General features: G+C 42.0%; 9 protein-coding genes and 1 pseudogene. 4 read left to right on the forward strand and 6 right to left on the reverse strand.

What is annotated here, in order from left to right:
• Positions 1 to 388: 388 nt before the first annotated feature.
• The 3 genes from fliT to fliD are packed head-to-tail and all read right to left on the reverse strand — an operon-like array spanning position 389 to position 2,626.
• A complete protein-coding gene (fliT, locus tag AB204_RS14900; protein ID WP_047964163.1) occupies positions 389 to 763 on the reverse strand; it encodes a flagella biosynthesis regulatory protein FliT in 375 nt (124 codons plus the stop codon).
• Complete coding sequence (gene fliS, locus AB204_RS14905) at positions 763 to 1,173, reverse strand: flagellar export chaperone FliS (RefSeq protein ID WP_047964164.1); 411 nt, start codon at positions 1,171 to 1,173, stop codon at positions 763 to 765. Before fliS ends, fliT begins: the two co-directional genes overlap by 1 nt.
• 13 nt (positions 1,174 to 1,186) lie before the next feature.
• Positions 1,187 to 2,626, reverse strand: coding sequence for a flagellar filament capping protein FliD (gene fliD, locus AB204_RS14910; protein WP_047964165.1), 1,440 nt, complete (start codon positions 2,624 to 2,626; stop codon positions 1,187 to 1,189).
• Positions 2,627 to 2,901: 275 nt separating this feature from the next.
• Between fliD and AB204_RS14915 the strand changes: the two genes are divergently transcribed.
• The 3 genes from AB204_RS14915 (at position 2,902) to fliZ (ending at position 5,524) form a co-directional block, all read left to right on the forward strand.
• A complete protein-coding gene (locus tag AB204_RS14915; RefSeq protein ID WP_047964166.1) occupies positions 2,902 to 3,969 on the forward strand; it encodes a flagellin FliC in 1,068 nt (355 codons plus the stop codon).
• Between the two features lie 267 nt (positions 3,970 to 4,236).
• Entirely contained in the window at positions 4,237 to 4,959 is a 723-nt protein-coding gene (locus AB204_RS14920; protein WP_047964167.1) for an RNA polymerase sigma factor FliA, read from the forward strand.
• Between the two features lie 52 nt (positions 4,960 to 5,011).
• Entirely contained in the window at positions 5,012 to 5,524 is a 513-nt protein-coding gene (fliZ, locus tag AB204_RS14925) for a flagella biosynthesis regulatory protein FliZ (protein ID WP_047964168.1), read from the forward strand.
• 224 nt (positions 5,525 to 5,748) lie between these two features.
• On the opposite strand, the gene putA is transcribed toward fliZ, so the two are convergent.
• Positions 5,749 to 9,729, reverse strand: a complete 3,981-nt coding sequence (putA, locus tag AB204_RS14930; RefSeq protein WP_047964169.1) for a trifunctional transcriptional regulator/proline dehydrogenase/L-glutamate gamma-semialdehyde dehydrogenase — start codon at positions 9,727 to 9,729, stop codon at positions 5,749 to 5,751.
• 517 nt (positions 9,730 to 10,246) lie between these two features.
• On the opposite strand from putA, the gene putP reads away from it, so the two are divergent.
• Complete coding sequence (gene putP / locus AB204_RS14935) at positions 10,247 to 11,731, forward strand: sodium/proline symporter PutP (protein WP_047964170.1); 1,485 nt, start codon at positions 10,247 to 10,249, stop codon at positions 11,729 to 11,731.
• 111 nt (positions 11,732 to 11,842) lie between these two features.
• Here putP and AB204_RS14940 read toward each other — a convergent pair whose 3' ends face one another.
• Positions 11,843 to 12,070 carry a hypothetical protein gene (locus AB204_RS14940; RefSeq protein ID WP_047964171.1) on the reverse strand — a complete coding sequence of 76 codons (228 nt, stop codon included), beginning with the start codon at positions 12,068 to 12,070 and terminating at the stop codon, positions 11,843 to 11,845.
• Positions 12,071 to 12,398: 328 nt separating this feature from the next.
• A pseudogene (locus AB204_RS22450) lies at positions 12,399 to 12,811 on the reverse strand (tyrosine-type recombinase/integrase); the annotation flags it as partial.
• Positions 12,812 to 12,896: the final 85 nt, after the last annotated feature.

Raw genomic sequence — 12,896 nt, forward strand, 5'->3', positions numbered from 1 at the left:
ACCCATGATTCCGTTGTAGCACAATAATTCAGATTTTCATCTACTGAAGAAAATCCCATTTTAGGTATTGATAATATCGCAATAATAAGAATTTTATTTATATTATTTGTTAACATAGCCAATTATTTAATTAAGAATAATACTTAGTGGTGATACCTCCTGTTAATTTTCTGGAAAATTCGCCATTATCACTTTCTTGGTTAATTTTTTGTTAAAAATAAGATGTAAGTTATCTTGATTGTTTGCAATTTATAAATAAAATAAAGTACCGAATTAGATTAACCAAAAAAACGATGGTGACGAATTGGCACCACCTAAAATGAAAACAAATGAATGACATCACTAGCCAGTGTTATTCTGAAAAAAATCACTGGTGCTGTTGTTATATTTATTTTGATTCCGTCGTTGTCAACTCCATTTCATATTTGTTGACAGGAAACTGTCCATAAGTATCGTGTAAGAGCTGTTTACAGCTTTCCTGTTTAATCAGGTCGCTGAGTTGGTTTAACCGTTTTTGCAACAATCTCTTAGTTTCTTTTTCATTATCCAAGACAGTTTGCAAAATTTTGGTTAATTGCTGCTGTAATGAAATGGGTGCATGTGAGTTTTCTGATATTAAAGTAACCACTTCTACTGCCTTCAGATAAGTGATTTCCATATCAATAAGCTCATCCCACTTTTCATTTTTAGCTAAATCAAACATTTGCTCACTTAAACTAAGGATCCGCTGATAAGCTGACAAAAGATCCGTATCATTTTTCATTAAACAATATCCTGACTGGCGTTGTAATGAGGACCTATTTGCCGCCAAGAGTCTGAAATCTCGGTAAGTAAATCAATCACTTCGGTAATAGCCTTCTCATCATTGCGTAAATTGGCATGGAGTAAGCGACGGCTCATATAATCATATAAAGCAAAAAGATTCTGAGCAATTTCGCCGCCTTTCTCGAAATCTAATCCTTCTTTGAGACCATTATCAATGATATTGATTGCCTTTGAAATAGCTAAGCCTTTTTCTGGAATATTACCTTGTTGCATCAGAATGATTGCACGACGCAGGGCGCTGAGCGCCCCGTTGAACAATATCTGAATCAACTGATAGGGAGAGGCATTCATAATTTCGCTCTCAAGATCTACCTGAGCGTATAACTGGCTTGCCGAACGTTGATACATTAGTGTCCTTTTATTATCTTAAAAGTTGAGCCAGGGATAAACTTGTCTGATTCATTGAAGAGGAAAGTTTATCTAATGCTGTAAATTGTTTTTTGTAGCGCTCCATTGTGGCTTCAATGTTTCTATTAGTCTGTTCTACTTGTCTTTCTAGTGTTTTCAGACTCTTATTGATACCTTCGGTTGCTGTTGCAATAGTCCCTTCATGACTGTCCAACGTTTTTTTCAATAAATTATAAGTCTGGGTGGCAAAACCGGTTTTTTCCCCATCGCCCATAAAGAAAGCCTTAACATTGGCCGGTTTCTCTTTCAGGTTTTTTTCCAGTTTTTCGTTGCTGATTTCCAGTGTACCATCCAATTTTTGTTTGATGCCCAGTTTATTTAGAGTAGCAATATCAGCAACATTTTGTGCCGCAAACAATTGTTGTCTTAGTTGGCTTTGAATACCTTTTAAAGTGCTGTCACCGAGCAAGGGGCCATTATCTTTTGAAGCCGTTTCACCTTTTCCTACGGGCTTGAATTTGGTCAATGAATTGAACGTGTTTTGTAGCTCATTATAGGCATCAACCCACTTTTTAATTGCCTCTTCCATTGGCTCTATATTGCGGGAAACCACCAGCGTTTCTGGTATTGGTGTTTTTCCATCTTTTTCTTTTTCTGAAACCTTTTTCAGATTCAGGGTGATGCCTTCTGGTGCATCTTTTATTTCATTAGTCTGGCGTTCAATCTGAATGCCATTGACTGTTAATTTTGCATTGACCGCTGCCACCACTTGTTCCATTGCACCAGAACCACCTTTGTCGTCAGGCTTGTAGTTCAGCAAATCACTCAGCTTATTATCACCCTGAACCTCAATGGTCATGACTGATTTTGTGCCCGCTTTTTTCGAAGTCAGGATCAAATAGTTTTTATTATCTTCTGCTTTGATAATGCTGGCATTAACGTTGCCTTCTTGTTTATTAATAGCATCGCGGATTTCAACCAAAGAAGTTTCATTATCTTTCAGGGAAATGCGCATCGGTTCTATTTTTTTTTCACCGACTTTTTCTTCACCTGGTTGCGTAATAATAATAGTTCGGGTGCCTTTACCTTGTTCTCCTAACGGTTTTTTTACATCCGCAACTTCCGGTGATTTCAGGGATTGAGCCTTGGCAAGCTGTTCGACTTCAATAACATAGTTACCCGGACTGGCTTTAGAATCTGTACTCGGCGTAAATGTTTTATGATCTTCGTTGGTTTTAGTGGTATTGAGCTTATCGAATTTTTTCAGTTCTTCGGATGCACTCTTTAATTTTTCCAAACTACCTTTTAACGTACCAAAGCCGGTCAGTTTAGCTTTATAGCTACTTTGTTGCTGTTCTAATGGTTGTAAACGTTTTCTTTCATTTGCTTCAAGTTTACCCAATATATTTTGATCTATTCCAGATACGATCCCTACCGAAGAAATGCTAGCCATATTGACTCCTTTTAATAAAAAGCATCACTGGACATGTTATCGGATTAATTTGCGAAAAGTTTACTGACAAAATGATTTTTTTGATGGACGGAATAATTGATGAGAACAGGCGCTGTTTGGGTTATCGGGTAAAAGTGAGAAAAAAATAAAAAAGTTTTTTCAAGAAATATTAAAGGTTCTTTTTAAGGAGCCGATAAAACTGTTGGCGGTGATGAACACCGTGAGCAAAAGGCTCAAACTAATTATATCGGCTTGATTTTAAAAGGAACTCTACTATGGCATCAGTCATTAATACCAACTACTCATCTCTGCTGGCTCAGAACAATCTGACTAGATCTAAAGGCGTTTTAGGTACTTCTATTGAGCGCCTGTCCTCTGGTTTACGTATTAACAGCGCGAAGGATGACGCTGCTGGTCAAGCGATCGCTAACCGTTTTACTGCTAACGTTAAAGGCTTGTCTCAGGCTTCCCGTAATGCAAACGACGGTATCTCCATCGCCCAGACTACCGAAGGTTCTCTGAACGAAATCAATAACAACCTGCAACGTATTCGTGAATTGGCTGTTCAGTCTGAAAACGGCACTAACTCTGAAAGTGACCGGAAATCCATCCAGGAAGAAGTCACTCAGCGTCTGGATGAAATCAACCGTATTTCTGAACAAACTCAGTTTAATGGTGTAAAAGTATTAAGCAAAGATACTACTCTGAAAATTCAGGTTGGTGCTAATGATGGTGAAGTTATCAATATTGACCTGAAAAAAATCGACAAAAATGAGTTGGGCTTGGAGAAATTTGATGTTAGTCCTACTCTGAAAAAAGGTACTGAATATAAAGAGTTTGAAAATCCTAACGATAAAACAAAAAAAATAACAGTAGATCCTAAAGATGCCGCAACAAAAGCCGGATTGACTGACGCGAAAGTATATAAGGTCAATAATGGTAAGGCTGATGTTGAAGGTCAATTTGTAATAGAAGCTAAAAAGGGTACTGAAACTAAACTCTTCAATGCAACAGTGGGGAAAGATGGTAAGGTAACGATTGGTAGCGAAACTAAGGAATCAACACAATCTGCAGATCCACTGACAACTTTGGATGCAGCTCTCGCTAAGGTTGACAGCCTGCGCAGTTCTCTGGGTGCAGTTCAAAACCGTCTGGAATCCACTGTTAACAACCTGAACAACACCGTTAACAACCTGAGTGCTGCTCGTAGCCGTATCGAAGATGCTGACTACGCAACTGAAGTTTCCAACATGAGCCGTGGCCAGATCCTGCAACAGGCGGGTACTTCTGTTCTGGCACAAGCGAACCAAGTTCCACAATCTGTTCTGTCTCTGCTGCGTTAATTTTTATTTTCCAGTTGAGCACTTATGCAGGGCAACCTGCATAAACAATGCTTATAAAATAAGGATCGGTTCGCCGATCCTTATTTTTTGGTTATCGTTTTTATAAACATCGTCAAGGACAGCCTGAAACTTGCTATGCATTTGGGCGGACATCAAAAATTTCGCATAGGTGAAAAAGAAGTGCTTTTACTTCATTGTTCAAACGATTGTACCGGTTAGGGGATTGGATAATGGTATCCAGTCTCTTATCCAAAGGTGTCTGTTGTTGTGAGCGATTTGTATACCGCCGAAGGCGTGATGGACAAAAATAGCCTCTGGAAGCGCTATGTACCACTGGTTCGCCATGAAGCGCTGAGGTTGCAGGTAAGATTACCTGCCAGCGTAGAACTCGATGACTTGCTTCAGGCTGGTGGCATAGGCTTACTGAATGCGGTGGAGCGTTTTGATTCCATGCAGGGAACCGCGTTTACCACCTATGCAGTACAGCGCATCAGAGGTGCAATGTTGGATGAGTTGAGGAGCCGTGATTGGGCTCCGCGTAGTGTGCGGCGTAACGCACGTGAAGTCACGCAGACCATCCGTAAACTTGAGCAAGAGTTAGGCCGTCCAGCCAGTGAGCAGGAAGTTGCTAAAGAATTAAAGATTAATCTGATAGAATATCGGCAAATACTGTTAGACACAAATAACAGCCAACTGTTTTCTTATGACGAATGGCACGAAATTCACGGTGAAAGTTGTGAGCCGATGGTAGAGGAAGAGCATGAGACAAATCCTCTGCAACAATTACTGGAAGGTGATCTTCGTCAGCGGGTAATCGATGTCATTGAGTCATTGCCTGAACGGGAAAAGATGGTTCTTACGCTGTACTATCAGGAAGAGCTCAATCTTAAAGAGATCGGCGCAGTGCTTAATGTGGGGGAGTCCCGCGTAAGTCAGCTTCACAGTCAGGCAATAAAAAGGCTGAAGGCGCGCCTGAATCCAGAGAAGTAACTTTTTGCTTATTTGTTTTTTTGTTAAGACTATACACAGGGCTTTATCTCTTATGTCTGTTACAACACAAAAGAAACGGCCTCTTAGCCGTTATATCAAAGACTATAAACATAGTCAGACTCATTGTTTACACTGCCATAAAACACTTGATCGTATTTCACTTGTTTTTAACGGTCAGGTCATCAATAAAGAAGCTATTTCTGAGATGACTGAATTGGTGGATGACAAAACCTGGAATGAGTTACAGGGTAAATTTGTGGCACTGTGCCGCTTTTGTAGTGAAATTTATTGCAATAGCCAGACTGATTATTTCGACATTATGTCATTTAAACAGTATTTGTTTGAACAAACGGAGATGAGCCATAGTACTGTGCGTGAGTATGTGGTTCGTTTAAGACGTTTGGATGAATTACTGACTTCAAGTAATTATTCGGCTAATGAATTTGCGCCAGAAAAAATTCAGGAACAACTCAGCGAAAAATTGTCTCAGTCTGCTTTCAGCAATTACAATATCGCGCTGCGTAAATACGAGCAGTATCTGAGCTGGCAACAGAACGATCATTAATTAATTACACCGATAAATAACGTTAGCCGGTTTGAACGATTTTAGAGGGGAATGCGATTGTCACGCATTCCCTCTCTATTTCCATATTATTTCTGTAGTTATATGTTTTTACTGCTATATATTAAAATGGTTATTTATTTATAATAAATTAATCTTAAATAGCTCTTTTTAATCAATTCATTTTAAACCATTTATGTTAACCAACATGCTTTAATTACATGTTATTAACCAATCGTCATTAAGCTGGCATTACCGCCTGCCGCTGCGGTATTTACACTTAATGAACGTTCATGCAGTAAGCGTTCCAGCAACAGATTGGTTTCACCACGGGCAAACCCTTGTACGGAGATAATTGGCCCTTTACGCTGTGCAATCACACCGCAAACCTGACGCAATTGATCGCAATCGCCGTGATGAATAACCGCTTCCATTGCTGTTTTCTCATTTTGCCAGTCGTTAACCCAATGAATATATTGCCGAATTTCATCCGGCAATTGACGTTGCAATCCCTGATGCAATTCGTCTTTCTCCCAGATGGCCTGGCAACCGACAGAAAGTACCGCAGCTAATTGTACCAGCGCATCTTGCTCGTTATCTGCAAGGCACAACACATGGCCGCGTGGCAGCAAAGTATAAGTATTGCGTTCTCCGGTCGGCCCCGGCAATACGCGTACTGTTCCGCCTTGCGCCAGTAAACTGTATTCCTGAATCACTTGGACTAATACATCATTATTCTGCGTGGTTGCCCAATCAGCTAATTTGTAGAGTGGGGTATGCAGAATGACACGTACTTTGGCATCGAGTTCGTATTCTGCATCCTGACGCTCCAGTGTTTGGCTGGCCGCATTGACAGGCCGTTGTGACAACAAACGATACAGATACAGCGGTCCGCCTGCTTTTGGTCCTGTGCCTGACAAACCTTCGCCACCAAATGGTTGTACACCGACGACCGCGCCAACCATATTGCGGTTAACATATAAATTACCGACTTTAGCTTTACTGGTGACTTGTGCGATGGTTTCATCAATACGAGTATGAACTCCCAATGTTAAGCCATAACCGGAAGCGTTGATTTGATCCAGCAGTTTATCCAATTCATCACGTTTGAAACGCACGACATGCAGAACCGGGCCGAAAATTTCTTTTTTCAGCTCACTAAAACTTTCCAGCTCGATCAGTGTTGGTTTGACGAAAGTGCCTTGTGACCACTCCTGACTGTCTATTACATTTTCATGCACGGCCTGATAAATCGCCCGGCCTTTAGTACGCATAGTTTGGATATGGCGCTCGATACCCGCTTTGGCTTCTGCATCAATCACCGGGCCGATATCTGTTGATAAGCGCTCAGTATTACCCATCCGGCATTCAGCCATTGCGCCTTTCAGCATAGCAATTGTTCTTTCTGCGACGTCTTCCTGAACACACAGGATACGCAGGGCAGAACAACGCTGACCGGCACTGTCAAAGGCGGAAGCAACCACGTCGGTAACAACTTGCTCGGTCAAGGCAGAAGAATCAACGATCATGGCATTTAAACCGCCAGTTTCTGCGATCAACGGTGTTGGATGGCCTTGTGCATCAAGACGACCGGCAATATTGCGCTGCAATAAGCTGGCAACTTCGATAGAACCGGTAAACATCACGCCGCGTACACGTTTATCCCCGACCAGAGAGGCTCCCACCGTTTCCCCTTGACCCGGTAGTAATTGCAGCACACCACGAGGAATGCCTGCCTGATGAAGCATTTTCACTGCAATAGTGGCAATCAATGGTGTTTGTTCTGCGGGTTTTGCCAGGACACTATTACCGGCTGCTAATGCAGCAGCGATTTGGCCGGTGAAAATAGCCAGAGGGAAGTTCCACGGACTGATACAAACCACAGGTCCCAGTGGGCGATGAGTATCATTGGCGAAATCCTGGTGCACTTGATCAGCGTAATAATAGAGAAAATCTACTGCTTCGCGTACTTCGGAAATCGCATTATTGAAAGTTTTACCTGCTTCACGGACTAAAATACCGAGCAAAAATTGCAGGTTATTTTCCATTAACTCGGCTGCACGTACCAAAATCGCTGCACGTTCTGATGGCGGTGTGGCAAACCAAATTGCTCCGGCATCAGTTGACGTATTCAACGCATGGCTGACTTCCTGCTCAGTGGCTTCACGAACATAACCGACGATATCTGAAGGTCTGGCTGGATTATTCACAGGCTCAGCCGCAGGTAATTCTCCCGTGTGCTGGTAATCACCACCCAACAAAGGTTCGCTGCTCCACGTTTCCATTGATGAACTTAGTAAGGCACTGGAAAGGGAAGCCAAACGATGTTCATTGGAGAGATCTAACCCTGATGAATTGGCGCGGTTTTTACCGTATAAATCATGCGGCAGAGGAATTTTCGGATGCGGCAGGCCGATTTGCCCTTCAGTTTGCGCTAACTCTTGTACGATTTTCACCGGATCAGCAACCAGCTCATCAATCGGCAGGGAAGTATCTGCAATGCGATTGACGAATGAGGTATTGGCACCATTTTCCAGTAGGCGGCGTACCAGATAAGCCAGCAGTGTTTCATGCGTACCTACTGGCGCATAGATGCGACACGGGCGACTGAGCTTGCCATCGGCGACTTTTCCGACTACCTGCTCATAAAGAGGCTCACCCATACCATGCAGACATTGGAACTCATATTGCCCCGGATAATAGTTCTGCCCGGCCAAATGATAAATGGCAGATAAAGTATGGGCGTTATGGGTAGCAAATTGTGGATAAATTAAATTCGGAACAGAAAGCAGCTTACGGGCACAGGCAAGGTAAGAAACATCAGTATAAACCTTGCGGGTATACACCGGATAGTCTTCTAAGCCATCGATTTGGGCACGTTTGATTTCGCTATCCCAATAAGCGCCTTTTACCAGACGGATCATCAATCTGTGGCGGCTGCGCTGTGCCAGATCAATAATGCTGTCAATCACGAACGGGCAGCGTTTCTGGTATGCCTGAATGACAAAACCAATACCATTCCAGCCTTCCAATTTTGGCTCAAAACACAATTTTTCCAGCAAATCGAGAGAAATTTCCAGACGATCAGCTTCTTCTGCATCGATATTGATACCAATATCATATTGACGTGCTTGTAAAGTGAGAGCGAGCAGACGTGGATAGAGTTCATCCATAACACGCTCATACTGCGCACGGCTATATCGGGGGTGCAGGGCAGAGAGTTTGATGGAAATACCCGGCCCTTCATAGATACCGCGACCATTTGATGCTTTACCAATGGCGTGGATCGCCTGCTGGTAGGAAACCATGTAAGCTTGCGCATCTTCTTCGGTCAGCGCGGCTTCACCAAGCATGTCATAGGAATAACGGAAGCCTTTCTCTTCCAACTTGCGGGCATTGGCAAGGGCTTGAGCGATAGTTTCCCCTGTAACAAACTGTTCACCCATCAGGCGCATTGCCATGTCCACACCTTTGCGTACCAATGGCTCGCCGCTTTTACTGATAATGCGGTTCAGGGAGTTGGATAACTTAGCTTCATTGTGGGTAGATACCAGCTTACCGGTGAACAGCAACCCCCACGTTGCAGCGTTAACAAACATGGAAGGGCTTTGACCCAGATGGGAGTGCCAATTGCCGTTACTGATTTTATCGCGGATTAAAGCATCGCGGGTGGCCTTATCGGGAATACGTAGCAGGGCCTCGGCAAGACACATCAACGCCACACCTTCCTGAGAAGAAAGTGAGAACTCCTGTAATAATCCCTGAACTAACCCGGAGCGCCCAATTCCTTGTTTTTGCTGACGTAGCTTTTCTGCAATGGAATAAGCAAGCTTGTGAGTCGCCTTAGTTTGTTCTTCTGAGAGCTGCGCACGTTGCAACAACATAGGAACTGCCTGTGTTTCCGGCAGGCGATAGGCAGAGGTAATTGCGGAACGTTTCACCGATTGGGGTAAAATATGCTCGGCAAAATCCAAAAATGGCTGATAAGGCGCCTCAATCGGTGATTCTTCTTCGGAAATCTTTTCTTCTTTGCTATCCTGACCCGCTGATATTTCTGGGATCTTTTCCTCGTTTTCCAGACGTTCAAGATAATTAAAAATGGCTTGCTTAACCAGCCAGTGTGGTGTGCGTTCAATTCGTTGTGCAGCAGATCTAATACGATTACGCGTTGCTTCATCGAGCTTCACGCCCATAGTGGTACTACCCATTCTCACTCCTTAATAGGTAAGACTTAACCAAGTTGCATAACAATATCTGTCATGTTGCAACTTTGTGCAACTTTGTTAAAAGCAGCCGTTCTAAATTTGTGAAATTAATCTAGTTTTTATTATCCCCTTGGTGAGCACTATGGTTTCTAATTTTTTATCTAATTGATATATATGAATTTTAATTCAACCTCATAAAGGCGTGGTATAACCAGTTATTAAATGAAAGGTGTAACCTTTAGAATGATAAATGTGATTTAGCAAGCGTTTTTTATAAAAAACACCGTTAATTAGTTGTTAATAATGTTTTAACTAAACTAGGATAGAATGTGATTTTAGAATAATTTTCAATAGTAAATATTACTTATTGAAACTAATGTTATCTTGGGGTACAACTTTTTGCAGTTAATAGGAAAGAAAGTTCTTGAAAAAACGTATCTTAAGTACAGACAACATTATTTACGCAGATAACACATTTGCAGATGCTTGATTTATAAAAACACTATGGAGAAGAACCTGCATGACAGTAAATTCACCAATGCTCATTACCTTCATTATCTACATCGCGGGGATGTTGCTGATAGGCTTTATGGCTTATCGTTCCACCAAAAATTTTGATGATTACATATTAGGTGGCCGGCGATTGGGCAGTGTGGTAACAGCATTATCTGCTGGCGCTTCTGATATGAGTGGCTGGTTATTGATGGGATTGCCGGGGGCTATTTTTTTCTCTGGTATTTCAGAAAGTTGGATCGCGTTAGGCCTGCTGCTGGGCGCATACCTGAATTGGCGATGGGTTGCAGGTAGATTACGTGTACATACTGAAGTGAGCAATAACGCATTGACGTTACCAGATTATTTCACTAATCGCTTTGAAGATAAAAGCAGAATCCTGCGTATTATCTCTGCACTGGTTATCTTGATTTTCTTTACTATTTACTGTGCATCGGGTGTTGTGGCTGGTGGCCTATTGTTTGAAAACACGTTTGGTATCAGCTATGAAAAAGCGATTTGGTTGGGCGCATTGGCGACAATTGCCTATACCTTCCTCGGCGGTTTTCTTGCAGTAAGCTGGACGGATACGGTTCAAGCAACTTTGATGATTTTTGCTTTGATTTTGGTCCCTGTGCTGGTTCTGCTCAAAGTGGGAGGAGTTAGCACCGCCATCAATATTATTGAAGCAAAAAATCCGGCCTATTTAGATATGTTTAAGAATCTGAATATTATTGCCATTGTTTCTTTGTTGGGATGGGGATTAGGCTATTTCGGTCAACCACACATTCTGGCTCGTTTCATGGCGGCAGATTCTCACCAGACTATTCATAAAGCCCGCCGCATCAGTATGACGTGGATGTTGCTGTGTCTTGCGGGAACAGTGGCTGTTGGCTTCTTTGGTATCTCATATTTTGAAATGTATCCGGAGCAGGCAGGGTCAGTATTGCAAAACCGTGAACGTATCTTTATGGAGTTAGGTGTGCTCTTGTTTAATCCATGGATCACCGGAGTATTGCTATCTGCGGTACTGGCTGCGGTTATGAGTTCATTGAGTTGCCAGTTGCTGGTTTGTTCCAGTGCACTGACAGAAGATCTCTATAAAGCATTTATACGTACCAAAGCCAGCCAGAAAGAATTGGTATGGGTTGGCCGTATGATGGTTTTGCTGGTGGCAATCATTGCCATCGTGATCGCAACTAACCCAAACAATAGGGTACTGGCTTTAGTCAGTAATGCTTGGGCTGGATTTGGTGCGGCGTTTGGCCCGGTGGTTTTGATTTCTGTACTGTGGAAACGCATGACCCGCAATGGTGCACTGGCAGGTATGTTGGTGGGTGCAATTACTGTTTTGGTTTGGATGGAATTCCGTTGGTTCTCGTTGTATGAGATTATCCCGGGCTTTATTTTCGCCTCGATCGCGATTGTAGTGGTGAGCCTGCTCGGCAGAGTCCCAAATCAGACAATACAACAGCGTTTTTCTGAAGCAGAAGCGCATTATAGAACTAAATAAATCCGCTGTAATAAAAAATCTTTGAGTAATGAACTGCACCTTGATGAGTTAGTGTTTAACTTTTGGGGTGCAGTTTACTGGAATCTTGCAGGATTACAGTGAGAGTATGAATTAGTGTTTACTTTTCATATTCATCTTATTTCTTAGGTCAATTACTAACTCTTTAATCAGAGGTTCATGCAAAGATAATAGCATTTCATTTGTTGATTTCACTGCTAAAGCTCGATCACCCGTTTCTTTAAATTTCATTTCTGTGTATTGATCAATAAAGTATTTGCACTCTTTTTTGAAGTTATCAATTATATGATAAACATCAGTTTTTGCGTTAGCTTGTGACATTGCGTAAAAGGAACCATACTGACTTACATTTTTACCAAAATTAAAAGCATGTAATCTTTTCGATTCCTCATTATTATTTTTTGAGGTCGCACATCGCGGTCTTTTTTGATAACTGCGGTTGGATTTTCTCTTTTTTCACGTTGTGACGTTAACTATTTATACTTTGTATTACTTTCTAAAGGTATCCTAAAGAAAACAAAGGACTCACGATTTAACGCAAGCCCTTGATAAATCTGGTGGGTCGTGGGAGGTTCGAACTCCCGACCAATTGATTAAGAATCCGATTAATAACGTAATAAAATCAATAATCTGCTTAACTATCAATTGGTTATGCGACGATGGCTGCGGGCTGATGATGAGGGTTGCGGATCTCTGCCGCCACACCGTCGCCATTTTTTAACTGCACTAGTGGATTGTATATCAAAGCATCATTCAAATGTTCAGGTGCAAAATGTGCATATCGCATTGTCATTTTGATGTCGGTATGGCCTAGTATTCTCTGTAAGACAAGAATGTTACCCCTTTCATCATAAAGTGTGATGCGAACGTGTGACGCATTACGTGTGATGATTGGCGATGTGGTAATTCTATACCAGCTCTCTTAATGGCAGAACGGAAAGCAGAATAGCAAGGTGTAAATAATTTACCCTTTCTCTTTGGTATTTCATCGTAAAGTTCTTTAGTTATTGGAACGGTACGATTGCGTTTTCCCTTTGTTTTGGTAAACGTTATTTTATAAGGTGTAATTTGTGTGTCTGTTAAGTCGTAAGCGCTCAATTAAACCGTGTAGTTTACATGATGTCACTGATGTTCACGCTCCACGGCA

Source organism: Xenorhabdus khoisanae (assembly GCF_001037465.1).
GTDB lineage: Bacteria > Pseudomonadota > Gammaproteobacteria > Enterobacterales > Enterobacteriaceae > Xenorhabdus > Xenorhabdus khoisanae.

Bases quoted from the DNA above. Each gene is read 5' to 3' on its own strand.
- AB204_RS14915 (WP_047964166.1), top strand. From the start codon at position 2,902: ATGGCATCAGTCATTAATACCAACTACTCATCTCTGCTGGCTCAGAAC.
- fliS (WP_047964164.1), bottom strand. From the start codon at position 1,173: ATGTATCAACGTTCGGCAAGCCAGTTATACGCTCAGGTAGATCTTGAG.
- AB204_RS14940 (WP_047964171.1), bottom strand. From the start codon at position 12,070: ATGTCACAAGCTAACGCAAAAACTGATGTTTATCATATAATTGATAAC.
- fliD (WP_047964165.1), bottom strand. From the start codon at position 2,626: ATGGCTAGCATTTCTTCGGTAGGGATCGTATCTGGAATAGATCAAAAT.
- putA (WP_047964169.1), bottom strand. From the start codon at position 9,729: ATGGGTAGTACCACTATGGGCGTGAAGCTCGATGAAGCAACGCGTAAT.
- fliZ (WP_047964168.1), top strand. From the start codon at position 5,012: ATGTCTGTTACAACACAAAAGAAACGGCCTCTTAGCCGTTATATCAAA.
- putP (WP_047964170.1), top strand. From the start codon at position 10,247: ATGACAGTAAATTCACCAATGCTCATTACCTTCATTATCTACATCGCG.
- fliT (WP_047964163.1), bottom strand. From the start codon at position 763: ATGAAAAATGATACGGATCTTTTGTCAGCTTATCAGCGGATCCTTAGT.